We start from the raw sequence: 26,411 nt of genomic DNA, 5'->3' as shown, positions 1-26,411 counted from the left end.
AAATCATAAAAACGCATAATAACAAACTTACATATATAGCCTCGTTTTGCGCATTGCTATTAAGCCCCTGTGCCATAAGCGCTGAACACGTTGAATATGATAATACCTTTTTGATGGGGCAAGATGCTTCTAACATCGACCTTAGTCGGTATACCGAAGGTAACCCTACCTTGCCCGGCGTGTATGACGTCAGTGTTTATATCAATGATCAACCGGTTATCAACCAAAGCATTTCCTTTATTACCCTCGAAGGTAAGAAGAATGCGCAGGCTTGTATCACCCTGAAGAATTTATTGCAGTTTCACATTAATAAACCAGATATAAATGCCGAGAATTCCATCCTTCTACAGCGCGAAGGCGAACTCGGAGATTGTCTTGATTTAGCAAATATCATTCCTCAGGCCTCGGTTCATTATGACGTCAACGATCAACGACTGGACATCAATGTTCCTCAAGCCTGGGTAATGAAGAATTACCAAAACTATGTTGACTCTTCACTGTGGGAAAACGGTATTAACGCCGCAATGCTAGCCTACAACGTCAACGCATATCACAGCGAAATTCCGGACAGAAAAAACGACAGTGTTTACGCCGCATTTAACGGCGGTATAAATCTGGGGGCATGGCGGCTTCGCGCAACCGGCAACTACAACTGGATGACCAATGTAGGCAGTGATTACGATTTTCAGAATCGCTATTTGCAGCGCGACCTGGCCTCTTTGCGTTCACAGTTAATAGTGGGTGAGTCATACACAACTGGGGAAACCTTTGATGCTGTCAGTATTCGCGGTATTCGTTTATACAGCGACAGCCGAATGCTACCGCCTGCGTTAGCTAGTTTTGCGCCTATTATTCATGGTGTCGCTAACACCAACGCAAAAGTCACCATTACCCAGGGCGGGTATAAAATATATGAAACTACTGTACCGCCGGGAGCATTTGTTATTGATGATTTAAGCCCATCAGGCTACGGCAGCGATCTCATTATCACAATCGAAGAATCTGATGGCATAAAACGAACTTTTTCCCAGCCATTTTCTTCGGTAATTCAGATGCAACGCCCTGGTGTTGGAAGATGGGACATCAGTGCTGGTCAGGTATTAAAAGACGATATTCAAAATGAGCCAAATTTGTTCCAGGCCAGCTACTACTATGGTCTGAACAACTATCTTACAGGTTATACCGGTATTCAAATTACCGATAATAACTATACTGCCGGGCTGTTGGGCCTTGGCCTGAATACCGCGTACGGTGCGTTTTCAGTCGATGTAACCCACTCGGATGTGCAAATTCCGGACGATAAAACCTACCGCGGGCAAAGCTATCGCATCTCCTGGAATAAGTTATTTGAAGATACCAGAACCTCGCTCAATATCGCCGCTTACCGTTATTCAACCCAGAATTATCTGGGGCTTAACGATGCACTGACATTGATCGATGAAGTAAAACATCCGGAACAGGACCTGGAACCTAAAAATATGCGTAACTATTCACGCATGAAAAATCAGGTTACGGTTAGTATTAACCAACCCCTCAAGTTTGAAAAGAAAGACTATGGCTCATTCTATCTTGCCGGAAGTTGGTCTGACTATTGGGCGGACGGACAAAATAATACCAACTACTCCATTGGTTATAGTAACAGCGCATCGTGGGGAAGCTACAGCATTAGTGCCCAACGGTCCTGGAGCCAGGACGGCGGTAATGAAGACAGCATCTATCTAAGCTTTAGCATTCCTATCGAAAAGTTACTGGGTTCAGAACATCGCGACTCTGGTTTTCAGAGCATTGATACTCAGTTAAATAGTGATTTCAACGGCAGCAATCAACTCAGTATCAGCAGTAGTGGTTATAGCACCGAAAACCATATCAGTTATAGCGTCAATACAGGCTATTCGATGATGAAATCCAGTGATGATTTGGGCTATATCGGCGGATATGCAAGCTATGAATCTCCCTGGGGAACTCTTTCCAGTTCAGTTTCCGCAAGCAGTGATAATAGCCGTCAAATCTCATTTAATACCGACGGCGGATTTGTTTTACATAGCGGCGGCCTGACCTTCAGTAATGACAGCTTTAGCGACTCAGACACTCTGGCCGTTGTACAAGCGCCAGGAGCTAAAGGGGCGCGTATTAACTATGGTAATAGTACGATAGATCGTTGGGGATATGGTGTTACTAACGCGCTCTCCCCTTATCATGAAAACCGAATTGCACTCGATATTAACGGTCTGGAAAATGACGTTGAATTGAAAAGTACCAGTGCTATTACTGTCCCCCGCCAAGGGTCTGTTGTCTTTGCTGGTTTTGAAACAGTTCAGGGACAATCAGCGATTATGAACATCAAGCGAACTGACGGTAAAAACATTCCGTTTGCCGCAGATATTTATGACGAGAACGGAAATATTATTGGCAATGTAGGGCAAGGTGGTCAGGCCTTTGTTCGAGGTATAGAACAACAAGGTAACATACGTATCAACTGGCTTGACGACGGTAAACCTGTCACTTGCCTTGCTCATTACCAGCAGAGCGCAGCACCAGAAAAAATAGCGCAAACTATTATTCTGAATGGAATTAGTTGTCAGATTCAGTAACAACAGGGAATTTCACATAATGAGAATAACACTGCATAAATTGGCAATACTGACTGGATTATTTTTATCATCCTCTGTACTTGCAACAGACATTAATGTTGATTTTACAGCAACCGTAAAAGCATCAACTTGTAACATTACGTTATCAGGCGACAATGTCACCCCTGATGGGAGTGACACCTACACATTAACTTTCCCAGGAACTATTGGTCTGGACAAAATTGCAAATAAAACGACTCAAGCACAGGCGAATTTTAATCTGGTTGCCAGCGGTTGTACCACAGGCGTCAGCAAAATCAATACCAGGCTCAGTGGGAATGCTTCCGGAACTACTCCCGCATTAATTGTTCCACTCTCTTCTGACACTACATCAACAACTAATTATATTGGTATGGGTATAAAAGCACTTGGTGAAGATGATTCGACATTCTTAATCCCAAACAGTGCGCCGAGTTTTATTCCATGGGAAATTAGTGATACAGACAAAACTCTTGAACTGACCGTTGCACTGCGCGAAACCACGGCTGGCAGTGGTGTTCCTGGCGATTTCCGCGCCCAGGCAACTTTCAATTTCATTTATGAATAACAGGGATGATAATAATGAAATCTAAAACATTATGTTATGGACTACCCGCTGGTGTTTTTTTTGCGGCATCCCTATTCACCAGCCAATTGTTTGCAGCTACCGATAGCGTTAAGCTGAATGTTAAAGCAACCGTAGAGACGGGAACCTGTACCGCCAGCCTGGTGGATGACAATGATCAGCCTATTTCTGTTATTGCATTTGGGGATGCTTACATTCCTGAAATTGATGCCAAAACAAAAATTAAAATATTTAAGTTACAGTTTAAGGATTGTGCTGGTATTCCTAATAAAAAAGCACTCGTAAAATTAACTAAACGCGCAACTTGTGAAGGAGCAGCCAACGATGGGCCTGGTTTTGCAAACGGCTCCGCCGCTGCTGATAAAGCAAATGCTGTTGCGGTTGAAGTATGGAATACCACGACACCTGGTACAGACGACAAGACTCAATTTAGCTGCGTAACACCAGTCGCTCAGGAAGTGAATATCTCCACTGCAACAGGAACTACGTCAGTATATCATCCTATGAGTGCACGCCTGGTGGTAGAGAAAAATAAAAGCAAAACCGACATCACTGCCGGTCCGTTTTCCGCACCTGCAACATTTTCTATCACCTATAACTAACAGGCCATTAAAGTCAGGGACCGATTATGCTTTCCTCTCAACTAAAAATTAAGATAAAAACAAGTCTGTTCCTGGCATTATTGTTTGCCACATTCAGTCCTGTATATGCAGGGCTGGATGTGGATATGGTTGCCAATATCAAGAACAGTACATGTAAAAGTGGCCTCAGTAACCTTGGTAATATCGACCTTGGTGTGGTTGGTGTGGATTATTTTTCTGGTAACGTCGCACCTGAAGATGATTATCCGGGTGGGAGAGAGTTCACTATCACTGTGACTGACTGCGCCATCCAGGGTTCTGGAAATGTGTTAAATCAGTTACATATTAACTTTAAACCGCTTAATGGCGTGATGGCGACAGGCTCTCAGCAAATTTTTGCAAATGAAAATGTCGCCGGCGCTCAAAACGTAGGTGTAGTAATATTTTCCACTCAGGACCCGGCTAATATATTTAATGTTCTTACCCCAGCGGGCAGTTCTCGTTCAATTTATCCGGTGATGACTGCTGATTTAAACAATTCATCCTGGAAATTCTATACACGGATGCAAAAAATCAACCCTGTATTAAATGTCATGCCCGGCCAAATCATAAGCCATGTATTAATTGATATTTACTACGAGTAACATACCAAAAACAAATTACTGCGACTATTACAGCAGTGGATGGTGGAGTGAAAATGAAGACATTCTTCAGATATTTTCTTTTTTTAATTCTGTGCTTGAGTTGTTATACCGCGAGTGCTGGCACTGATGATTTCGTAGGATATGTTGTTGGGAATAACTACGGCGTTGGTCCGTCAGATCAAAAATGGAGAGAAACCGGGCCAAATGGAGATGTGACAGTCGTGTTCAGGTATGGTACCAGTACAAATAATTTAGTATTTTATAAACCAACACAACTGGGTCCAACAGGGGTGAAATTACATTGGAGTCAGTTAGATACTGCTTCTGGCGGAGGCTTTCTTTATTGTAACAGAAGCAATAACACCAGTGGCGGGGCAATGCGTATCGAAAATGCAATGGTTGACTCTGGAAAAAGATATGGTAACCATAAACTATTCAATACATCTGTTCCCGGTTTGTATTATACAATATTAATTTCAAATATGTGGTCAGCTTACGGTACTGTAACTAACGTTAGTTCACCAGGAATATATATTGGTGATTCTGCAGAACAATATTTTTCATGGTACAATCCAAGCGAAAGCATATTATACCAAAGTTGTAACAATGCCAACACATCCAGCAAATATTGGGCTGTAGGCGGTATTTATCAAAATCTTACCATCGAATTTTATACAGATACCAACTTTGATCCAACAGTAACTCAACAAGTTTCATTATCGCGCTCATCAAACTATTTATATTCATTTAAAGCTTATGGTGCTGGTATCGGCATTAACGAACACAGCTATTTTCTTCGAGTTGATTTTGACCTACTAAATATTAAATTAAGTAATCCCACTTGTTTTACAGCTATGTTAAGTGGAACATCTGTTACTGGTTCTACGGTAAAAATGGGCGAGTATAGTGAAGCACAAATAAGAAACGGTGCCACACCGGTTCCTTTTGATATTTCACTTCAAAACTGCGTTCGTGTGACTAATATCGAGACAAAATTAGTTTCAACAAAGGTTGGTACTGAAAACAGGCAACTCCTTGGTAACACTCTCACAGGAAATGGCGCAGCAAAAGGCGTTGGGGTATTGATTGAAGGATTAGCAAACAGTAAAAGTGCCCTCATGATACTGAAACCTAATGATTCAACTTCTGTTTATAAAGATAATACGGGCCAGACGCAGAATAACGATTCAGATGCGATTTACCCGGAAGATGACGGTATAACGTATCCACTTCATTTCCAGGCTACATTAAAACAAGACGGGAATATTGCTATTGAACCCGGCGAATTTAAAGCCACCAGTACTTTCCAGGTTACCTATCCCTGATAACATTGTGGTGCCGTCTGGTAATGGCGGTGCCACAACAGAGAAATCATTGCCCCCACCAATGTGACTGATAAAATGCGAGACAGCACAACATCATTTATCAGGATTCGTTATGAAACCAACCACCATTGCTTCACTTCAGAAATGTAAGCAGGACAAAAAACGTTTCGCGACCATCACCGCTTACGACTACAGCTTCGCGAAACTGTTTGCCGAAGAAGGACTTAACGTCATGCTGGTAGGCGATTCGTTAGGGATGACGGTTCAGGGGCATGACTCCACGCTACCGGTTACCGTTGCCGATATCGCCTATCACACCGCCGCTGTGCGTCGCGGCGCGCCAAACTGCCTTCTGCTGGCTGACCTGCCATTTATGGCGTATGCCACGCCGGAACAAGCCTTTGAAAACGCCGCAACGGTAATGCGTGCCGGAGCCAACATGGTCAAAATTGAAGGCGGTGAGTGGCTGGTAGAAACCGTACAAATGCTGACCGAACGTGCCGTTCCAGTTTGTGGTCATTTAGGCCTAACCCCCCAGTCAGTAAATATTTTCGGTGGCTACAAAGTCCAGGGGCGCGGCGATGAAGCGGGAGATCAACTGCTCAGCGATGCATTGGCATTAGAAGCTGCTGGGGCACAGCTGCTGGTACTGGAGTGCGTGCCGGTTGAGCTGGCAAAACGCATTACCGAAGCACTGGCGATCCCGGTTATCGGTATTGGCGCAGGCAACGTCACTGACGGGCAAATCCTCGTGATGCACGACGCGTTCGGCATTACCGGCGGTCATATTCCTAAATTCGCCAAAAATTTCCTCGCCGAAACGGGCGACATCCGCGCGGCTGTGCGGCAGTATATGGCTGAAGTGGAGTCCGGCGTTTACCCGGGCGAAGAACACAGTTTCCATTAAGGAGTGACGTTGTGTTAATTATCGAAACCCTGCCGCTGCTGCGTCAGCAAATCCGCCGCCTGCGTATGGAAGGTAAGCGCGTGGCGCTGGTGCCAACCATGGGTAACCTGCACGATGGCCATATGAAGCTGGTCGACGAAGCCAAAGCCCGCGCCGATGTGGTCGTCGTCAGTATTTTCGTTAACCCAATGCAGTTTGACCGCCCGGAAGATCTGGCACGTTATCCACGGACCTTGCAAGAGGACTGCGAAAAGCTGAACAAACGTAAAGTGGATTTAGTTTTTGCGCCTTCGGTAAAAGAGATCTACCCGAACGGTACAGAAACCCACACCTATGTTGATGTTCCCGGTCTTTCCACCATGCTGGAAGGTGCCAGCCGTCCGGGACATTTTCGCGGCGTTTCGACTATTGTCAGCAAACTGTTCAACCTGGTCCAGCCGGACATCGCCTGCTTCGGTGAAAAGGATTTTCAGCAACTGGCGCTGATCCGCAAAATGGTTGCCGACATGGGCTTTGATATTGAGATTGTCGGAGTGCCGATTATGCGCGCGAAAGACGGTCTGGCGCTCAGTTCCCGTAACGGCTATCTGACGGCGGAACAACGTAAAATTGCGCCGGGTCTGTACAAGGTCTTAAGTTCAATTGCCGACAAATTGCAGGCTGGCGAACGGGATCTCGATGAAATTATTGCTATTGCCGGGCAAGAACTGAATGAAAAAGGTTTCCGTTCCGATGATATTCAGATTCGCGATGCCGACACATTGCTGGAAGTCTCTGAAAACAGCAAACGTGCAGTGATTCTGGTAGCCGCCTGGCTTGGCGATGCCCGCCTGATCGACAACAAAATGGTCGAACTGGCGTAATACTTAACTGGCGCTACGGCTGATGGCGCCAGTTATTCATTGCCACGTCATCTGTAAGCAATTATTCATATCGTAGACAACTTAGTTAGAGTTAATTAGCTTATCAATCTCTGCAAGAGATAAAGCTGTCACCTCTGCAACGTCTTCCCGAGACATTCCTTTACTCAGAAGACGCTGGGCCAGTCTTACCTTCTGGAGTCCCTCTTTATATCCCTTCTGAAATCCCTTCTGAAATCCCTTCTCTTCAAACCACTGCGCCAACGTCTGCCTGGTTTCTCTCCGTGTCTTTATTTCCATATGTTCCCTTAATTATCTGGTCAGTTAACAATAACAATTATCTGGCTATAACTGATAATGCAGATAACTTAGCTAATCAGCTTATCAACCTCAGCAAGAGGTAAATTTGCCATCTCTGCAACGTCTTCCCGAGACATCCCTTTACTCAGAAAACGCAGGGCGAATTCCTGTCTTACTTCCTGTCTAACCTCTTGTATTACCTCCTGTCTTACCTCCTGTCTTACCTCCTGCCTTTCCTCCTGTCTTCCCTTCTCTTCAAACCACTGCGCCAGCGTCATCATAGACTCCCCTCCCGTTTCCCTGTCTCTCAGCACACCATAAAACAAATCCGCTTGTTCAGTATGACCGCGTTGCAGCATATAGTTTTGCATGGCAACTAACTGACTTCCGCTAGTGTACCCTTCGTCAATCAGCGTGACCAGTTGCTCCAGCAATAACATTAAGTCGCGTTGGCGAATATGTTTTTGCAGCAGTTCGAGAATCGCAATCCGCCGATGTTGCATGATTTCGTCATCCGGTGTGATAGTGATATCCACCAGCGGGAAAGGACTGTTATAGACGCGTCGCGCCAGCTCCGGCGAGTAAAACATATCAAACCAGCACATTGAGAGTGGATAAGGCGTGGCCTCGCCCTGATAAAACAAAATCGGCACCACCAGCGGCAGCTTATCGTGATCCGCCTCCAGATGCCGGTGCATGGCGGCAATGGCATAGCGCATCATGCGAAAGGTCATTTTCTTATCCGGCTTGCTTTGATGTTCAATCACCACATGCAAATAACCGGGATTGCCCTGCATTTGTACGGAATAGAGTACGTCCGTGCTGTGTCCTTTCAGGCTTTCCTCAATAAAACTCCCCGACTCAAGATGCAGCGTGTCGAGGTCACACAGTTCGCGTAGCTCCGCTGGCAAATGAATATCCAGAAAGTCGCGAGCCGTTTCCGCATGCATTAAAAATTGTTTAAATACCGCATCATGCGGTGTGGTACTCGGTGCATCCATCTTCCCTGCCTTCCGTGCTGTCTTACGTGAAGGCAGTATCCAGTCAAGGCGCGCCGTCGTCAGCCGCCTCTTTTGTGTTTGCCGAGCAGCGTTCAGAGAAATTTCAATTGGTTACAGGTGTTACATGACTCGCTTCGGCACGGTACGCAAACTGCTGATGCAAATGCCGTCAGATGAGTAGACACTAAACAAAAATCGGGCAATACTGCGTGAGAATTTCCTCAAAGCAGGCATCGCCTGCTTCGTTAACGACAGGGTAGAAAGGTAGAAGTTATGATTCGCACGATGCTGCAGGGCAAACTCCACCGCGTGAAAGTGACTCATGCGGACCTGCACTATGAAGGTTCTTGCGCCATTGACCAGGATTTTCTTGACGCAGCTGGTATTCTCGAAAACGAAGCCATTGATATCTGGAATGTGACCAACGGCAAGCGTTTCTCCACCTATGCCATCGCGGCAGAACGCGGTTCGAGAATTATTTCTGTTAACGGTGCGGCGGCCCACTGCGCCAGCGTCGGCGATATTGTCATCATCGCCAGCTTCGTTACCATGCCAGATGAAAAAGCTCGCACCTGGCGACCCAACGTCGCCTATTTTGAAGGCGACAACGAAATGAAACGTACCGCGAAAGCGATTCCGGTACAGGTTGCCTGATTGTTATCCCTGCGGCTGGTTACTCACCAGCCGCGACATCGTCTCCAGCGAATCCGTTCTTAAGATATAAAGTCGTTTTAGTAACAACGGATTATCCCCCGGTTTTACTTTGCCTTTCATGGTCGTCACCGCCAGGTGAAATCCGGCTTCTTTTGCTGCCTTCACGGCTTTGTCATTAAATCCGCCAAATGGATAAGAAAGATACAAAACATGTGGATTAAATTGCGCCAGAGCGCGGCGTGAACGTGCAAAATCAAACAGAATATTGTGCTCACTACGGCTCAGCAATATAGGCCGCCGATAACCATCCACCCGATGCAAAAAATGAGTATGTGACTGGAAATCAAATACATCGCGAATTTCGTTAAGTTCAGAAACGCTCATAAATTGCAGCGATTTTGGGTTCCATTTCTGCGGGTGACGTTTGATGCGCGAGGTAACAATAAACGCCGTCGCCTTCATACCATATTGTTTCAACACAGGATACGCATAGCGGCTCACCGACTTGAGGCCATCATCAAAGGTAATTACCACCGCTCGCGCAGGGAGATTGATCTTATTCTTCACGTAACCTTCCAACTGCGCCATGCTCAGTGTCGCGTATCCCCTGTCGCGCAGCCAGGCCATCTGGTTATTGAAAGCGCGTACCGAGGTGGTCGTCGAAGTATGGCGAAAACGGGTGTTTTCTTCGTCGCGCAAAATATGGTGATAGGTTAGCACCGGCAGGCCATTATCGGGTTGGGCATCCAGCGCGCTGATATAGGCCAGTCGATCGCCAATACGGATCTGATACCAGGTTTGATTTAACCTGTCTTTCAGTTTATGCAAAATCGGGTAGCGCAAATTGTCCGCCAGTACTCCAAATGGCGCACTGCCCACACTCGGTGCGTTATAAACCGGTGTATCTTTCCAGGTTATTAAGTTCTGATTACTCAGCGGCTTGTTGAGGTCACCCAAACCATCTTCAACTTTTTGTCGCCCCTGAACCGGCTCGAGATGGCCTTTATCGATAAACCCTTTACCAAAGCCAAAATTAAATGCGTAATAACTTGCGGCAGTGGGCTCCACGGCAATGATTTGCCCGGCCCGAATATTCCCTACCGTCACCATTTTGTCGCCAATTTGCGCCCAGACCGCGGCATTTTCGATGGTTTGCATATAACGGGCAGGTAATGCGGCACTGACGCTTGCGGTAAACAGCATCAGCAGGAGAATAACAGCTTGTTTGTACATGAAAAAATAACCGAGGGTGAAACAACGCTTTTATTGTAGCAAAAGCGTCATCAGGATCGCGGGTTAATACTCATACAAATTATGTTTGAGGACGAAAGGCGGATTTTTTTGTTGTTGGTGCCAAAGACTACTGACCTCCGGCGCACCCAGTTCGACAATTCGCTCGCGAAACTCAGCGCTGGATAATGTTTCACGGTAGGCCAGCATCTGTTCAACTAACGGTAACGTTACCCCAGAAATCACTTCACAGCGGGAGTGTTTGTGGCTTAATAGCGAAGCCACGCGGTACGGCGGCGCTCCGGCAATATCAGTTAAAAAGATCACCCCATCGCCAGAGTCTGCTTCATGCAGAGCATCGCACATCATACGGCTGAGCATATTAGAACTTAATCCGCGCCAGAAATTCACGGCCCGGCACTGAAGAAGCGCCCCGTGTTTTTTCTCCAGCGCATCCAGTATCTCTTGCGCCCGATCATCGTGACAGGTAATAACCCAACCTAGCATCGCCTTCCTCCTTAGCCGAAAATCAGTCTACCCTGACCATGGTTGATAAAGGGTGATAGTCGTCAAAACTCCTCTCCCCCGAATCCAGAGGAGAGGAAATAGCCTTAGCTACGCAGACCACGCCCACGTTGGATCAGCGACCAGCAAATCAAATAAAACGCCACAATAAAGACCACCAGTACGCCAAAGGTAGTGACCAGCGGCACATCATTGATACCGAGGAAGCCGTAGCGGAAACCACTGATCATATAAACGATCGGGTTCAGGTGCGACAGTCCCTGCCAGAACGGCGGCAGCAAAGTCAGGGAGTAAAAGACCCCGCCCAAATACGTAAGTGGCGTTAACACAAAGGTTGGCACCAGGCTGATGTCATCGAACGTTTTGGCAAACACGCCGTTCAGCAAACCCGCAAGGGAGAATAGCACCGCAGTGAGCACCAGGGTTAAGGCAACGAATACCCACGAATGCACCTGAAACGGCACAAAGAACAGCGAAATTGCTGTCACCAGCATGCCAACAAGCAGACCACGCGCCACGCCACCACCGACATATCCGGCAATAATGACATGAGTCGGAACCGGCGCTACCAGCAGCTCTTCAATATTACGCTGGAACTTGGCACCAAAAAATGATGAAGCGACGTTGGCGTAGGCATTGGTGATTACCGACATCATGATCAGCCCCGGCACGATGAACTGCATATAGCTGAAGCCATGCATATCGCCGATGCGCGAACCAATCAGGTTACCGAAGATAATAAAATAAAGGGTCATGGTGATGACCGGTGGCACCAGCGTCTGCACCCAGATACGCATAAAGCGATGGATCTCTTTCGCCCAGATGCTTTTTAGCGCCACCCAGTAAAGATGCATCATGCGCGATCTCCTTGTTTTTCATTAACCAGTGAAACAAACAGCTCTTCCAGACGGTTAGCTTTGTTACGCATACTTAATACCTGAATGCCCTGCTCACTTAACTGCGTGAATACGCTGTTGATCCCCTGCTCACGCAGCACTTCAACTTCCAGCGTGGCGGTATCTACCAGTCGATACTGATAGCCATCGAGCTTCGGTAACGGACTTTTCGGTGCGAGATCGAGAATAAAGGTTTCTGATTTCAGCTTCGCCAGCAGCGCCTTCATCGAAGTATTTTCCACCAGCTCACCGTGTTGAATAATGCCGATATTGCGGCACAGCATTTCTGCTTCTTCCAGGTAGTGTGTGGTGAGAATGATGGTGGTGCCTTTGTCGTTTAAATCCTTCAAAAAGCCCCACATTGAGCGGCGAAGTTCAATATCCACGCCTGCGGTCGGTTCGTCGAGAATCAGTAGTTTAGGTTCATGCATTAACGCACGGGCAATCATTAAACGGCGCTTCATCCCGCCAGATAACATACGCGCACGTTCGTTGCGTTTTCCCCATAGATCGAGTTGTTTAAGATACTTTTCGCTGCGAATGTACGCTTCTTTGCGCTCCACACCGTAGTACCCTGCCTGATTCACCACAATTTGCTGCACGGTTTCAAACGGGTTGAAGTTAAATTCCTGCGGCACCAGTCCCAACTGACGTTTAGCGTTGACGACATCCTTCTCGAGATCGTAACCAAATACGCTGACCCGCCCGGAGGTTTTATTTACCAGAGAGCTGATAATACCGATAGTGGTCGATTTCCCGGCCCCGTTCGGCCCGAGAAGCGCATAAAAATCACCCGCTTCGACCTGCAAATCTATTCCACGAAGCGCCTGAACGCCGCCTGGATAGGTTTTTTTAAGCTGTTGAAGTTCCAGTGCAATGGTCATAAATTTTTACTTACCTTACGTTCTTACACTTTATCTGTGGTTTAAATCGTCCCGGAGTTGCCCTATATTAGCCAAACGTAATTATTTGGTTACAGGTCGTTAACCTCCATGAAAGACATAGATACACTCATCAGCAACAATGCACTATGGTCAAAAATGCTGGTGGAAGAGGATCCCGGATTTTTTGAGAAACTGGCACAAGCGCAAAAACCGCGCTTTCTATGGATTGGATGTTCCGACAGTCGCGTTCCTGCAGAACGTTTAACCGGTCTTGAGCCGGGCGAACTCTTTGTTCACCGTAATGTTGCTAACCTGGTCATTCACACTGACCTGAACTGCCTTTCCGTGGTTCAGTATGCAGTGGATGTTCTCGAAGTTGAACACATTATTATCTGCGGCCACTACGGTTGCGGCGGCGTACAAGCCGCAGTTGAAAACCCGGAACTGGGGCTTATCAACAACTGGCTGCTGCACATCCGCGATATCTGGTTCAAACATAGCTCATTGCTCGGCGAAATGCCGCAAGAGCGCCGTCTGGATACCTTGTGTGAACTGAACGTCATGGAACAGGTGTATAACCTGGGCCACTCCACCATTATGCAATCAGCGTGGAAACGCGGGCAGAAAGTCACCATTCACGGCTGGGCCTACGGCATTCACGACGGCTTGCTGCGTGATCTGGATGTCACAGCGACCAACCGAGAAACCCTTGAGCAACGTTACCGTCACGGGATTTCTAACCTCAAGCTGAAACACGCCAACCACAAATAAAAATGCCATGCCGGATGCAACACATCCGGCAACTTCACACTTACTCGTCCAGCAGAATTACTTTGCCGATATACGGCAGATGACGGTAACGCTGTGCGTAATCAATGCCGTAACCCACCACAAACTCATCCGGGATCGAGAAACCGATAAATTCTACCGGGACGTTCACTTCACGACGGGACGGTTTATCCAGCAGCGTACAAATCGCCAGCGACTTCGGTTCGCGCAGGCTTAAGATCTCACGCACTTTCGACAGTGTATTCCCCGAGTCGATGATATCTTCAACAATCAGCACGTCCTTGCCACGGATATCTTCATCCAGATCTTTGAGGATTTTCACATCACGGGTGGTGGACATGCCGCTACCGTAGCTGGAGGCGGTCATAAAGTCGACTTCATGAGATACCTGAACTTCACGGCACAGGTCCGCCATAAACATAAATGAGCCACGCAGCAGACCCACCAGCACCATATCGCTGCCGCTGTCTTTGTAACGCTCAGTAATCTGACGACCCAGTTCGGCGATACGCGCTTTAATCTCCGCTTCGGGGATCATTACTTCTACAGTATGTTTCATATCTCTAACCATATGATTTAAAAACAAATCACTTCGCACGGGCAGGTTTTGGCACCGCAACAAAGCGCAAGACACGCAGTATACCAGTAAAACTATTCATTCGCGGAATCTGTTAATAAAGCTCGAATTGTGATGACGATCACACATGTTAAAACCTATAATTAATTGCTACTAAAATATTAATGAATTGAAATGGTGTCTCTTTATGGCAATTAACAATACAGGCTCGCGACGATTACTCGTCACGCTAACAGCCCTTTTTGCAGCGCTTTGCGGGCTGTATCTACTCATTGGCGGAGGCTGGCTGGTCGCGATTGGCGGCTCCTGGTACTACCCTATCGCTGGCCTTGTGATGCTCGGCGTCGCCTGGATGCTGTGGCGCAGTAAACGCGCTGCGCTTTGGCTATACGCAGCCCTGCTGCTCGGCACCATGATTTGGGGCGTCTGGGAAGTTGGTTTCGACTTCTGGGCGCTGACTCCGCGCAGCGACATTCTGGTCTTCTTCGGCATCTGGCTGATCCTGCCGTTTGTCTGGCGTCGCCTGGTCATTCCTGCCAGCGGCGCAGTTGCCGCTCTGGTGGTGGCGTTGCTGATTAGTGGCGGAATCCTCACCTGGGCGGGATTTAACGATCCGCAGGAAATCAACGGCACCTTAAGCGCCGATGCCACACCTGCCGAAGCCATCTCACCGGTTGCCGATCAGGACTGGCCTGCGTATGGTCGCAATCAGGAAGGTCAACGCTTTTCACCTCTGAAACAAATTAACGCCGATAACGTTCACAATCTGAAAGAAGCCTGGGTGTTCCGCACAGGCGATGTGAAGCAGCCGAACGATCCGGGCGAAATCACCAATGAAGTGACGCCGATTAAAGTGGGCGATACGCTTTACCTGTGTACCGCTCACCAGCGCCTGTTTGCGCTCGATGCTGCCAGCGGCAAAGAGAAATGGCATTACGATCCTGAACTGAAAACCAACGAGTCTTTCCAGCATGTAACCTGCCGTGGTGTCTCTTATCATGAAGCCAAAGCAGAAACGGCCTCGCCAGAAGTGATGGCGGATTGCCCGCGTCGTATCATTCTTCCGGTCAATGATGGTCGCCTGATTGCAATTAACGCTGAAAACGGCAAGCTGTGCGAAACCTTCGCCAATAAAGGCGTGCTCAATCTGCAAAGCAATATGCCGGACACCAAACCGGGTCTGTATGAGCCGACTTCGCCGCCGATTATCACCGATAAAACCATCGTGATGGCCGGTTCAGTCACCGACAACTTCTCAACCCGCGAAACGTCTGGCGTGATCCGTGGTTTTGATGTCAACACCGGGGAGCTGTTGTGGGCTTTTGATCCGGGCGCGAAAGATCCGAACGCAATCCCGTCTGACGAACACACCTTTACCTTTAACTCACCAAACTCGTGGGCACCAGCGGCCTATGACGCGAAGCTGGATCTGGTCTATCTGCCGATGGGCGTGACCACGCCGGATATCTGGGGCGGTAACCGCACACCGGAACAGGAACGTTATGCCAGCTCGATTCTGGCGCTGAATGCCACTACCGGGAAACTGGCGTGGAGCTACCAGACCGTTCACCACGACCTGTGGGATATGGATCTTCCGGCACAGCCGACGCTGGCAGACATCACCGTTAATGGTCAGAAAGTGCCAGTCATTTATGCTCCGGCGAAAACCGGCAACATTTTTGTGCTCGATCGTCGTAATGGCGAACTGGTGGTTCCTGCACCGGAAAAACCGGTTCCCCAAGGTGCTGCCAAAGGCGATTACGTAACCCCAACTCAACCGTTTTCTGAACTGAGCTTCCGTCCGACGAAAGATTTGAGCGGTGCGGATATGTGGGGAGCCACCATGTTTGACCAGCTGGTGTGCCGCGTGATGTTCCACCAGATGCGCTATGAAGGCATTTTCACCCCGCCATCTGAACAGGGTACGCTGGTCTTCCCGGGTAACCTGGGGATGTTCGAATGGGGCGGGATTTCCGTTGATCCGAATCGTGAAGTGGCAATTGCCAACCCAATGGCACTGCCGTTTGTTTCGAAACTGATCCCACGCGGTCCTGGTAACCCGATGGAACAGCCGAAAGATGCCAAAGGCACGGGTACGGAATCCGGCATTCAGCCACAGTACGGTGTACCGTATGGTGTCACGCTCAACCCGTTCCTCTCACCGTTTGGTCTGCCATGTAAACAGCCAGCATGGGGTTATATCTCGGCGCTGGATCTGAAAACCAATGAAGTGGTGTGGAAGAAACGTATTGGTACGCCGCAGGACAGTATGCCGTTCCCGATGCCTGTACCGGTGCCGTTCAATATGGGTATGCCGATGCTTGGCGGGCCAATCTCCACAGCGGGTAACGTACTGTTTATCGCCGCTACGGCAGATAACTACCTGCGCGCTTACAACATGAGCAACGGTGAAAAACTGTGGCAGGGCCGTTTACCAGCGGGTGGTCAGGCTACGCCAATGACCTATGAAGTGAATGGCAAGCAGTATGTGGTGATCTCCGCAGGCGGTCACGGTTCATTTGGTACGAAGATGGGCGACTATATTGTGGCTTATGCGCTACCGGATGATGTGAAGTAACCATAATGCCCGGAGAGATCCGGGCATATTTCTGAATACGGTCTTTTTATACCGTAAACCCTAACATCATCCCCGTATCTTCATGCTCCAGCAGATGGCAGTGCGCCATATAAGCATGTTCTTTCGGTGCATCGTGATTAAACTTCACCAGCACTTCGCTGACATTACCTTCTACCTTAACGGTATCTTTCCAGCCTGCGCGATGAGTCGCTGGCGGTTTGCCATTTTCTGACAAGATACGGAACTGCGTGCCGTGAATATGGAACGGATGCAGCATCATGTCGCCCACGCCAGAGATAACCCAACGTTCGTACTGCCCTTTCGCCGCCGCAAACATCGGCTTATTCATATCAAACGCCTGACCGTTGATTTTATTGGCATGGTGGAAATCGAACTTCCCGCCGTGGTTCATATGATTCATATTGCCATGCCCCATATGCCCCATCATCTGACTGTGATCCATCCCGGCCATCGCCTGATCGCCATATTTCTCCATCAGCATCTGCATCCCCATCATATCGAGCATCGGGTCCATAGAGAGTTGCAGCTTACGTACCGTCAGCCCTTCCAGCGAAGGTAACGCAGGCAGGCTACTTAACGTATCTGGCAAAGCACCGGAGGCACTAATAGCAATCGGCTGAATCCGCATTACCGGATGCGGCTTATCAAACGGCGCAATCGCCATCCCCATCTGGCTGACCGGCAGCGTCACCAGGTCAAATGGTTTGTTGTCGTTAACCTCCACCAGCACTTCAAAACGCTCGCCCATCAGCACCGGCAGTTCGCTCACCTTCACCGGTTCAGGTAGCAGACCACCGTCGCTGGCAATCACATAAAGCGGGCGATTGTCGCTGGTGGCGAAATTGAGCGAGCGGGCGTTACAGCCATTGAGTAAACGCAGGCGCAGCCAGCCGCGCGGGGCAGCGTGTTGCGGGTAGATTGCACCGTTGGTCAGCAACGTATCGCCAAACCAACCCACAGCGGCGGTCATCACATCCAGTTGATAATCAATCTGCCCGTCAGCGTTAAATTTTTTATCCTGAACAATCACCGGGACATCATCAATACCCCACTGTTTTGGCAGCATTAATTTCAGGATCTCGTCATCTTCAATTACCACCAGCCCAGCCAGCCCCATCGCCACCTGTCGCCCGGTCTTGCCATGTTGATGTGGATGGAACCAGCAGGTAGCGGCAGGTTGATCAACGTTCAACGTCACCGAGCGCTTGCCACCTGGCGGAATAATTCCCTGCGGGCCGCCGTCGACTTCACCCGGTACTTCCAGCCCGTGCCAGTGCAACGTCGTCTCTTCCGTCAGTTGGTTATAGATATCAACCGTTACCGCTTTGCCGCGCTGTAATTTCACCGCCGGCCCCAGCAGATTGCCGTTATAGCCCCAGGTGGTCGCCGTTTTCCCGCCAAAGGTGGACTGGCCTGCGCCAATAGTTAACTGAATGCGATTACGGGCATCGGTCGTGAGCAAATCAGGGATCGGTAACGTTGGGCGTTCTGCCGCAAATACTGCGCGGCTCCACAGCGGCAAAGCCGAAGCCACACCCAGCGCGACGGAATATTTTAAGAAATCACGACGTTGCATAGTTATTTCCTTATTCTTAAGCAGGCGAAACAAAATCAAACGTTGAGCATAGTCCTTCCCCTTACGGGAAGGTCAAGCCGCAGACACAATTTAATCGACAATAATGGTCGTCGCCTCGCTCGCAGTGTGCTAACGTTTATCTTCTTTAAGCCCCTGGTAGAAGCAATGAAGACGTTTTTCAGAACAGTGTTATTCGGCAGCCTGATGGCCGTCTGCGCAAACAGTTACGCGCTCAGCGAGTCTGAAGCCGAAGATATGGCCGATTTAACGGCAGTTTTTGTTTTTCTGAAGAACGATTGTGGTTACCAGAACTTACCTAACGGGCAAATTCGTCGCGCACTGGTCTTTTTTGCCCAGCAAAACCAGTGGGATCTCAGTAATTACGACACCTTCGACATGAAAGCCCTCGGTGAAGACAGCTACCGCGATCTCAGCGGCATTGGCATTCCCGTCGCTAAAAAGTGCAAAGCCCTGGCCCGCGATTCCTTAAGCCTGCTTGCCTACGTCAAATAATCCCTGATACCTTTTTGTAGAAATATTGACCGTGCATCCGCGGTCAATGTTAGCTATTATGTTGCGCCCTTTTTTTACGGGTGTTAACAAAGGAGGTATCAACCCATGGCCGAAAAAAAACAGTGGCATGAAACGCTACACGACCAGTTTGGGCAGTACTTTGCGGTAGATAACGTTCTGTATCATGAAAAGACCGATCACCAGGATCTGATCATTTTTGAGAACGCTGCATTTGGCCGCGTAATGGCGCTGGATGGCGTAGTACAAACCACCGAGCGCGACGAGTTTATCTATCATGAGATGATGACCCACGTTCCGCTATTAGCCCACGGTCACGCGAAACATGTGCTGATTATCGGCGGCGGCGACGGTGCCATGCTGCGTGAAGTGACCCGACATAAAAACGTTGAGTCAATCACGATGGTGGAAATCGATGCGGGTGTCGTATCGTTCTGCCGTCAGTATCTGCCCAACCATAACGCCGGTAGCTACGACGATCCGCGCTTTAAGCTGGTGATCGACGATGGCGTCAATTTCGTGAATCAAACCAGCCAGACCTTTGATGTCATTATCTCCGACTGCACCGATCCTATCGGTCCCGGCGAAAGCCTTTTCACCTCAGCATTTTATGAAGGCTGCAAACGTTGCCTGAATCCTGGCGGTATCTTCGTCGCACAAAACGGCGTCTGCTTTTTACAGCAGGAAGAAGCCATCGACAGCCATCGCAAACTCAGCCATTACTTCAGCGACGTTGGCTTTTATCTGGCGGCGATCCCGACCTATTACGGCGGCATCATGACCTTTGCATGGGCGACAGATAACGATGCCTTACGCCATCTCTCAACCGAAATTATTCAGGCGCGTTTTCTCGCTTCTGGCCTGAAATGCCGTTATTACAATCCGGCAATCCATACGGCAGCTTTTGCCTTACCTCAGTATCTGCAAGACGCACTGGCTTCACAGCCGTCCTAAGGAGAAGATAAGAAATTGAAAAAACTGAAACTGCATGGCTTTAATAACCTGACCAAAAGTCTGAGTTTTTGTATTTACGACATCTGCTACGCCAAAACAGCCGAAGAACGCGACGGTTATATTGCTTATATCGATGAACTCTATAATGCCAACCGTCTGACCGAAATCCTGTCAGAAACCTGTTCTATTATCGGGGCCAATATTCTTAACATCGCCCGCCAGGATTACGAACCACAAGGTGCCAGCGTCACTATTCTGGTGAGTGAAGAACCGGTCGACCCAAAACTTATCGACAAAACAGAACACCCCGGCCCACTGCCAGAAACGGTCGTTGCCCATCTCGATAAAAGTCATATTTGCGTACATACCTACCCGGAAAGTCATCCTGAAGGCGGTTTATGTACCTTCCGCGCCGATATTGAAGTCTCCACCTGCGGCGTGATTTCCCCGCTGAAGGCGCTGAATTACCTGATCCACCAGCTTGAGTCCGATATCGTAACCATTGATTATCGCGTGCGCGGTTTTACCCGCGACATTAACGGTATGAAGCACTTTATCGACCATGAGATTAATTCGATTCAGAACTTTATGTCTGACGATATGAAGGCGCTGTATGACATGGTGGATGTGAACGTCTATCAGGAAAATATCTTCCATACCAAGATGTTGCTTAAAGAGTTCGACCTTAAGCACTACATGTTCCACACAAAACCGGAAGACTTAACCGACAGCGAGCGCCAGGAAATTACCGCTGCGCTGTGGAAAGAAATGCGCGAGATTTATTACGGGCGCAATATGCCCGCTGTTTAACGTCTCAGGCGGAGCACGGAGGCTCCGCCTGATTTACTTACTTCTGCTGCACGAAATTACGGTAAGCCGCCACCACCTGAAGAAAATCCTCAACGCCGCACAGCGACAAGCTCTCTTCATCGTAGTAGTTCATCCCCTCTTCCATTTCATCGCCAGCGAATTCCAGTTGATTGGCGCGAACCATCACCTCTTCACCGTCCATCCACAGAGTGTATTCATGCCCTGCCCGTTGCCAGGATCGTTCGCTACCTTTCAATGCGTGCGCCGCTTGTTCCACTTCATCAAGCAAGGCCAGGTTTTCTTTCACCTCTTCATTAAACCAGTGCCCGACCACTTCATGCCCCATGGACATACGCACCTTTACCACTCCGGTAATATCGCGCAGAAATTCGTAATCCATAGTGTGTTCCTCTGCTCCCGGCAATGCGCCGAAATCGCATTGCGCCATTGATGTAATTATCGCAGCCTTACCGGAGAAAAACAGCGGAACGGCGATGGTTTAGAAATAAAAAAATGCCCGGGAATCTCATTCACCGGGCATTGTGTCGTTTATGCGCAGCGCATGCGCTTACTTATTAAACCGCAGTCTGGAAAATCACCCCGTCCGCTTTTTCGGTGTACTGAGAAAGCTGGTTGAAGTTCAGATAACGGTAAGTATCAACGGCAGTTTTATCCACCTGCGCCACGTAGGTCTGGTACTCTTCCGGCGTCGGCAGTTTGCCAATCAGCGCCGCAACAGCAGCCAGTTCAGCAGAAGCCAGGAAGACATTCGCGCCAGTCCCCAGACGGTTCGGGAAGTTACGGGTAGAGGTGGAAACCACCGTCGCACCGTCTGCTACACGCGCCTGGTTACCCATACACAGGGAACAGCCAGGGATCTCGATACGCGCACCACTCTTACCGAAGACGCTGTAGTAGCCTTCTTCGGTCAGTTGCGCAGCGTCCATACGCGTTGGCGGTGCCACCCACAGGCGGGTCGGCAGTTGACCTTTGTGCGCATCCAGCAGTTTACCCGCAGCACGGAAGTGACCGATGTTAGTCATGCAAGAACCGATAAACACTTCGTCGATCTTCTCGCCCTGTACCGCAGACAGCGGACGAGCGTCGTCCGGGTCGTTCGGTGCACACAGGATTGGCTCTTTAATATCCGCCAGATCGATGTCGATCACTGCCGCGTATTCCGCATCTGCATCGGCTTCCAGCAGCTCAGGATTCGCCAGCCATTTTTCCATGCCCTGAATACGACGTTCCAGGGTACGACGATCGCCGTAACCTTCCGCGATCATCCACTTCAGCAGGACGATGTTAGAGTTCAGGTATTCGATGATCGGTTCTTTGTTCAGCTTGATGGTACAACCGGCAGCAGAACGCTCGGCGGACGCATCGGTCAGCTCAAAGGCCTGCTCAACTTTCAGATCCGGCAGACCTTCAATTTCCAGAATGCGACCAGAGAAGATGTTTTTCTTGCCTTTCTTCTCAACGGTCAGCAGACCTTGTTTGATTGCATACAGCGGAATGGCGTGAACCAGGTCGCGCAGGGTGATGCCCGGCTGCATTTTGCCTTTGAAGCGCACCAGAACGGATTCCGGCATATCCAGCGGCATTACGCCTGTTGCGGCTGCAAATGCCACCAGACCAGAACCCGCCGGGAAAGAGATACCGATCGGGAAACGGGTATGGGAGTCACCGCCAGTACCGACGGTATCCGGCAGCAGCATACGGTTCAGCCAGGAGTGGATTACGCCGTCACCCGGACGCAGCGACACACCGCCACGGTTCATAATGAAGTCCGGCAGCGTGTGGTGCGTGTTCACGTCAACTGGCTTCGGATACGCCGCGGTGTGGCAGAAAGACTGCATCACCAGGTCAGCCGAGAAGCCCAGGCACGCCAGGTCTTTCAGTTCATCACGGGTCATCGGGCCAGTGGTGTCCTGAGAACCAACAGAAGTCATTTTCGGTTCGCAGTACGCGCCCGGACGAATGCCTTTCACACCGCAGGCACGACCGACCATTTTCTGCGCCAGCGAGAAGCCGCGATCGCTCTCAGCGACATCTTTCGCCTGACGGAACACATCGCTGTGCGGCAGACCAAGTGCTTCACGCGCTTTGGTGGTCAGGCCACGCCCGATAATCAGCGGAATACGACCACCGGCACGCACTTCATCAATCAGCACGTCGGTTTTCAGTTCGAAGGTCGCCAGCAGTTCGCCGGTTTCGTGGTTACGCACTTCACCTTTGTACGGGTAAACGTCAATTACGTCACCCATGTTCAGGTTAGAGACGTCCACTTCGATTGGCAGTGCACCCGCGTCTTCCATCGTGTTAAAGAAGATGGGTGCAATTTTACCGCCGAGACACAAACCACCGCCGCGTTTGTTCGGTACATGAGGAATATCTTCACCCATAAACCACAGAACGGAGTTAGTGGCGGATTTACGCGATGACCCCGTGCCCACAACGTCACCGACGTACGCCAGCGGGAAACCTTTCTGCTGCAGAGCTTCAATCTGTTTGATCGGGCCAACAACACCAGGCTGATCTGGCTCAATACCTTCACGGGCGTTTTTCAGCATCGCCAGCGCGTGCAGTGGGATATCCGGGCGCGACCACGCATCTGGTGCCGGAGAGAGGTCATCGGTGTTGGTTTCGCCAGTGACTTTGAAGACGGTAACGGTCAGTTTTTCAGCCAGCGCCGGGCGATTCAGGAACCATTCGGCATCCGCCCAGGACTGCATTACCTGCTTCGCATATTCGTTGCCTGCTTTGGCTTTCTCTTCTACGTCATAGAAGTTATCGAACATCAGCAGTGTGTGAGAAAGTGCTTTGGCAGCGATCGGTGCCAGTTTGGCATCATCCAGCGCGTCGATCAGCGGATGAATGTTGTAACCACCCTGCATGGTGCCCAGCAGTTCGATGGCTTTTTCCGGAGTCAGCAGTGGGGATTTGGCTTCGCCTTTCGCGACAGCAGCCAGGAAGCCTGCTTTGACATAGGCGGCTTCATCGACGCCAGGGGGAACACGGTTGGTTAACAGATCTAACAGGAATTCTTCTTCGCCCGCGGGCGGGTTTTTCAGCAGCTCTACAAGTGCGGCCATTTGGTTTGCATCCAGGGGTTTGGGCGCAATCCCCTCAGCGGCACGCTCAGCTACGTGCTTACGGTATTCTTCTAGCACGACGGTTCTCCTCGCTCTCATTGTCATAGTGCGGCAGGCGATTCTCTTCACGCTCCTGTGAGACAGCAGTTTGTAGGGTAAATGCCCAGTACCGCAACGGGCAGAATAGCAGGATTTTGACGATGTGTTAATCTGTTTACAAAAAAGCAACATAAAAAAGTGGCTGAATCGTTAAGGATGGTCTAGAGATTGTTTCCCTCCGTAAAAACTTCGTTAATTCGCATGGTGATAATCACCTTTCTCAACGAATCCCAAGATTAGTCAAAATTTAAACTACCGCCTCTTTATACTCGGAATCACAGCACCTGCGGGTGGCAGTTCGCCGACCATTGCGATTTCCTTGAGATCCGAATTATGAAAATGACTTTGCCGTTTAAACCCCATGTGCTGGCGCTAATTTGCAGTGCCGGGCTTTGTGCCGCCTCTGCCGGGCTATATATAAAAAGCCGCACAGTGGAAGCGCCTGTGGAATCGCAATCGACACAACAGACTGCGCCTGACATCTCCGCAGTTACGCTTCCTGCAACGGTTTCCGCGCCTCCCGTAACGCCTGCCGTCGTCAAATCTACATTCAGCACTGCACAAATCGATCAATGGGTCGCGCCCGTCGCGCTGTACCCCGACTCTCTGCTTTCACAAGTGTTAATGGCATCAACCTATCCGGCAAACGTTGCTCAAGCAGTGCAATGGTCGCACGATAATCCACTTAAACAAGGCGATGCTGCTATTCAGGCGGTATCTGGCCAGCCGTGGGACGCCAGCGTCAAATCACTGGTGGCCTTTCCACAATTGATGGCATTGATGGGCGAAAACCCGCAATGGGTGCAAAACCTGGGCGATGCTTTTCTGGCGCAGCCGCAGGACGTGTTGGACTCGGTACAACGATTGCGGCAACTGGCGCAACAAACCGGTTCGCTAAAGTCATCAACTGAACAAAAGATCATCACGACAACGAAAAAAGTCGTACCGGTAAATCAGCCCGCCAACGCCCCTGCCACACAATCAAATACCGTTTCTACGTCCAGCCCCGTCGTCGCAGAACCTGCACCGACCGTAATAACCATTGAGCCAGCCAATCCGGATGTGGTTTATATTCCGAACTACAACCCAAACGTGGTTTACGGTAGTTGGGCCAATACCGCTTATCCGCCGGTTTACCTGCCACCACCAGCCGGAGAACCGTTTGTTGACAGCTTTGTGCGCGGATTCGGCTATAGCATGGGCGTTGCTACCACATACGCACTATTCAGCAGCATCGACTGGGACGACGACGATCATGACCATCATCATCATGACGATGATGATTATCATCACCACGATGGCGGTCATCGTGACGGTAATGGCTGGCAACACAACGGCGACAACATCAATATCGACGTAAACAATTTCAACCGTATCACCGGTGAGCATCTTACTGATAAGAACATGGCATGGCGGCACAATCCAAACTACCGTAATGGTGTGCCCTATCATGATCAGGATATGGCAAAGCGGTTTCACCAAACCGATGTCAACGGCGGCATGAGCGCCACGCAGTTACCTGCTCCAACACGCGACAGCCAGCGTCAGGCGGCAGCAAGTCAGTTTCAGCAACGAACACACGCCGCCCCCGTCATTACACGAGATACCCAACGTCAGGCAGCGGCACAGCGGTTTAATGAAGCTGAACACAATGGGAGCTATGACGACTTCCGCGAGTTCAGCCGTCGCCACCCACTGACCCAGCAACAAAAGGACGCTGCTCGTCAGCGTTATCAGTCGGCCTCTCCTGAGCAGCGCCAGGCAGTCCGCGAGAAAATGCAGACTAACCCGCAGAACCAGCAGCGAAGAGACGCAGCGCGTGAGCGCATTCAGCCCGCCTCGCCTGAGCAGCGCCAGGCAGTCCGCGAGAAAATGCAGACTAACCCGCAGAACCAGCAGCGAAGAGAGGCAGCGCGTGAGCGTATTCAGTCTGCATCACCTGAGCAGCGCCAGGCGGCCCGCGAGAAAATGCAGACAAACCCGCAGAATCAACAGCAAAGAGATGCAGCACGTCAGCGTATCCAGTCTGCCTCGCCTGAGCAGCGTCAGGTTTTTCGAGAGAAAGTTCAGGAGAGCCGCCCGCAGCGTCTAAACGACAGTAACCATACTGCCCGATTGAATAATGAACAACGGTCAGCGGTACGCGAACGGTTGTCTGAGCGTGGAGCAAGGAGACTGGAAAGGTAAATTGCAGACGTAAAAAAGCGGCGTTGTTAGCCGCTTAAGACTGATGACAAACATCGAATCGCCCGATGCGCAAGCTTATCGGGCCTTGTATTATCCCTCCTGTGCAGAGAAAATCGGCCAGTTTTCTCTGCCTGCAGTCCGCATGCCGTATCGGGCCTTAGGTTTTCAACCTGTTGCGTAGATTCATGCAGC

General features: G+C 49.7%; 24 protein-coding genes. 14 read left to right on the top strand and 10 right to left on the bottom strand.

All coding sequences use genetic code 11. The features are described from left to right. Nucleotides 1-2: 2 nt before the first annotated feature. The 7 genes from ACJHYW_RS16900 (at nucleotide 3) to panC (ending at nucleotide 7,515) form a co-directional block, all read left to right on the top strand. Entirely contained in the window at nucleotides 3-2,591 is a 2,589-nt protein-coding gene (locus ACJHYW_RS16900) for an outer membrane usher protein (protein WP_369762127.1), read from the top strand. A 16-nt stretch (nucleotides 2,592-2,607) separates the two neighbouring features. Next, a complete protein-coding gene (locus tag ACJHYW_RS16895) occupies nucleotides 2,608-3,177 on the top strand; it encodes a fimbrial protein (RefSeq protein ID WP_024175789.1) in 570 nt (189 codons plus the stop codon). Between the two features lie 14 nt (nucleotides 3,178-3,191). Then, nucleotides 3,192-3,797: a fimbrial-like protein YadL gene (gene yadL, locus ACJHYW_RS16890; RefSeq protein WP_000837846.1), complete on the top strand. Its 606-nt coding sequence runs from the start codon at nucleotides 3,192-3,194 to the stop codon at nucleotides 3,795-3,797. A 26-nt stretch (nucleotides 3,798-3,823) separates the two neighbouring features. Beyond that, entirely contained in the window at nucleotides 3,824-4,420 is a 597-nt protein-coding gene (locus ACJHYW_RS16885) for a fimbrial-like protein (RefSeq protein ID WP_000953150.1), read from the top strand. A 35-nt stretch (nucleotides 4,421-4,455) separates the two neighbouring features. Beyond that, nucleotides 4,456-5,745 carry a fimbrial-like adhesin gene (locus ACJHYW_RS16880; RefSeq protein ID WP_223718407.1) on the top strand — a complete coding sequence of 430 codons (1,290 nt, stop codon included), beginning with the start codon at nucleotides 4,456-4,458 and terminating at the stop codon, nucleotides 5,743-5,745. Between the two features lie 112 nt (nucleotides 5,746-5,857). Then, the gene (gene panB / locus ACJHYW_RS16875) at nucleotides 5,858-6,652 is read left to right on the top strand and encodes a 3-methyl-2-oxobutanoate hydroxymethyltransferase (RefSeq protein WP_000805461.1); all 795 of its coding nucleotides are present in this window, start codon (nucleotides 5,858-5,860) and stop codon (nucleotides 6,650-6,652) included. Nucleotides 6,653-6,663: 11 nt separating this feature from the next. After that, the gene (gene panC / locus ACJHYW_RS16870; RefSeq protein WP_000905381.1) at nucleotides 6,664-7,515 is read left to right on the top strand and encodes a pantoate--beta-alanine ligase; all 852 of its coding nucleotides are present in this window, start codon (nucleotides 6,664-6,666) and stop codon (nucleotides 7,513-7,515) included. 81 nt (nucleotides 7,516-7,596) lie between these two features. Here panC and ACJHYW_RS16865 read toward each other — a convergent pair whose 3' ends face one another. Both ACJHYW_RS16865 and ACJHYW_RS16860 read right to left on the bottom strand, forming a co-directional pair. Further along, nucleotides 7,597-7,812 carry a hypothetical protein gene (locus ACJHYW_RS16865; RefSeq protein WP_000404120.1) on the bottom strand — a complete coding sequence of 72 codons (216 nt, stop codon included), beginning with the start codon at nucleotides 7,810-7,812 and terminating at the stop codon, nucleotides 7,597-7,599. A 68-nt stretch (nucleotides 7,813-7,880) separates the two neighbouring features. Beyond that, nucleotides 7,881-8,813, bottom strand: coding sequence for an Rpn family recombination-promoting nuclease/putative transposase (locus ACJHYW_RS16860; RefSeq protein WP_000339919.1), 933 nt, complete (start codon nucleotides 8,811-8,813; stop codon nucleotides 7,881-7,883). A gap of 273 nt (nucleotides 8,814-9,086) precedes the next feature. Here ACJHYW_RS16860 and panD point away from each other — a divergent pair, with 273 nt between their 5' ends. Continuing rightward, entirely contained in the window at nucleotides 9,087-9,467 is a 381-nt protein-coding gene (gene panD, locus ACJHYW_RS16855) for an aspartate 1-decarboxylase (protein ID WP_000621517.1), read from the top strand. A gap of 3 nt (nucleotides 9,468-9,470) precedes the next feature. On the opposite strand, the gene ACJHYW_RS16850 is transcribed toward panD, so the two are convergent. The 4 genes from ACJHYW_RS16850 to ACJHYW_RS16835 form a co-directional block, all read right to left on the bottom strand. After that, a complete protein-coding gene (locus ACJHYW_RS16850; RefSeq protein ID WP_000277897.1) occupies nucleotides 9,471-10,700 on the bottom strand; it encodes a polysaccharide deacetylase family protein in 1,230 nt (409 codons plus the stop codon). Between the two features lie 63 nt (nucleotides 10,701-10,763). Next, nucleotides 10,764-11,204: a PTS sugar transporter subunit IIA gene (locus ACJHYW_RS16845; RefSeq protein ID WP_000901977.1), complete on the bottom strand. Its 441-nt coding sequence runs from the start codon at nucleotides 11,202-11,204 to the stop codon at nucleotides 10,764-10,766. 104 nt (nucleotides 11,205-11,308) lie between these two features. Then, nucleotides 11,309-12,079 (bottom strand): ABC transporter permease, encoded by a 771-nt coding sequence (locus ACJHYW_RS16840; RefSeq protein ID WP_000972208.1) that lies wholly within the window; start codon nucleotides 12,077-12,079, stop codon nucleotides 11,309-11,311. Then, nucleotides 12,076-13,002 carry an ABC transporter ATP-binding protein gene (locus tag ACJHYW_RS16835; RefSeq protein WP_000150637.1) on the bottom strand — a complete coding sequence of 309 codons (927 nt, stop codon included), beginning with the start codon at nucleotides 13,000-13,002 and terminating at the stop codon, nucleotides 12,076-12,078. The genes ACJHYW_RS16840 and ACJHYW_RS16835 overlap by 4 nt, the downstream gene beginning before the upstream one ends. Nucleotides 13,003-13,110: 108 nt before the next feature. Between ACJHYW_RS16835 and can the strand changes: the two genes are divergently transcribed. Then, nucleotides 13,111-13,773 carry a carbonate dehydratase gene (can, locus tag ACJHYW_RS16830; protein WP_000651599.1) on the top strand — a complete coding sequence of 221 codons (663 nt, stop codon included), beginning with the start codon at nucleotides 13,111-13,113 and terminating at the stop codon, nucleotides 13,771-13,773. A gap of 40 nt (nucleotides 13,774-13,813) precedes the next feature. Here can and hpt read toward each other — a convergent pair whose 3' ends face one another. Beyond that, nucleotides 13,814-14,350, bottom strand: coding sequence for a hypoxanthine phosphoribosyltransferase (gene hpt / locus ACJHYW_RS16825; protein WP_000683335.1), 537 nt, complete (start codon nucleotides 14,348-14,350; stop codon nucleotides 13,814-13,816). A 205-nt stretch (nucleotides 14,351-14,555) separates the two neighbouring features. Between hpt and gcd the strand changes: the two genes are divergently transcribed. After that, on the top strand, nucleotides 14,556-16,946 hold the full coding sequence (gene gcd / locus ACJHYW_RS16820) for a quinoprotein glucose dehydrogenase (RefSeq protein WP_001306211.1): 2,391 nt from the start codon (nucleotides 14,556-14,558) through the stop codon (nucleotides 16,944-16,946). Nucleotides 16,947-16,992: 46 nt separating this feature from the next. Here the strand turns inward: gcd and cueO are convergent, their stop codons facing one another. Beyond that, nucleotides 16,993-18,543 carry a multicopper oxidase CueO gene (cueO, locus tag ACJHYW_RS16815; protein ID WP_001189634.1) on the bottom strand — a complete coding sequence of 517 codons (1,551 nt, stop codon included), beginning with the start codon at nucleotides 18,541-18,543 and terminating at the stop codon, nucleotides 16,993-16,995. Nucleotides 18,544-18,708: 165 nt separating this feature from the next. Here cueO and ACJHYW_RS16810 point away from each other — a divergent pair, with 165 nt between their 5' ends. The 3 genes from ACJHYW_RS16810 (at nucleotide 18,709) to speD (ending at nucleotide 20,838) form a co-directional block, all read left to right on the top strand. Beyond that, the gene (locus tag ACJHYW_RS16810; RefSeq protein WP_001295568.1) at nucleotides 18,709-19,056 is read left to right on the top strand and encodes a YacC family pilotin-like protein; all 348 of its coding nucleotides are present in this window, start codon (nucleotides 18,709-18,711) and stop codon (nucleotides 19,054-19,056) included. Between the two features lie 105 nt (nucleotides 19,057-19,161). Then, nucleotides 19,162-20,028 carry a polyamine aminopropyltransferase gene (speE, locus tag ACJHYW_RS16805; protein WP_000818410.1) on the top strand — a complete coding sequence of 289 codons (867 nt, stop codon included), beginning with the start codon at nucleotides 19,162-19,164 and terminating at the stop codon, nucleotides 20,026-20,028. A 15-nt stretch (nucleotides 20,029-20,043) separates the two neighbouring features. Next, on the top strand, nucleotides 20,044-20,838 hold the full coding sequence (gene speD, locus ACJHYW_RS16800) for an adenosylmethionine decarboxylase (protein ID WP_000734287.1): 795 nt from the start codon (nucleotides 20,044-20,046) through the stop codon (nucleotides 20,836-20,838). Between the two features lie 37 nt (nucleotides 20,839-20,875). Here speD and yacL read toward each other — a convergent pair whose 3' ends face one another. Both yacL and acnB read right to left on the bottom strand, forming a co-directional pair. Continuing rightward, nucleotides 20,876-21,238 carry a protein YacL gene (gene yacL, locus ACJHYW_RS16795; protein WP_000384306.1) on the bottom strand — a complete coding sequence of 121 codons (363 nt, stop codon included), beginning with the start codon at nucleotides 21,236-21,238 and terminating at the stop codon, nucleotides 20,876-20,878. Nucleotides 21,239-21,413: 175 nt separating this feature from the next. Further along, a complete protein-coding gene (acnB, locus tag ACJHYW_RS16790; protein ID WP_001355211.1) occupies nucleotides 21,414-24,011 on the bottom strand; it encodes a bifunctional aconitate hydratase 2/2-methylisocitrate dehydratase in 2,598 nt (865 codons plus the stop codon). A 354-nt stretch (nucleotides 24,012-24,365) separates the two neighbouring features. Between acnB and ACJHYW_RS16785 the strand changes: the two genes are divergently transcribed. Further along, entirely contained in the window at nucleotides 24,366-26,219 is a 1,854-nt protein-coding gene (locus tag ACJHYW_RS16785; protein WP_410233369.1) for a DUF3300 domain-containing protein, read from the top strand. Nucleotides 26,220-26,411 lie beyond the last annotated feature (192 nt).

Source organism: Escherichia sp. WS3063 (assembly GCF_046486595.1).
GTDB classification, from domain to species: Bacteria; Pseudomonadota; Gammaproteobacteria; order Enterobacterales; family Enterobacteriaceae; genus Escherichia; species Escherichia coli.
This window is presented reverse-complemented; position numbering and strand designations above follow the sequence as displayed.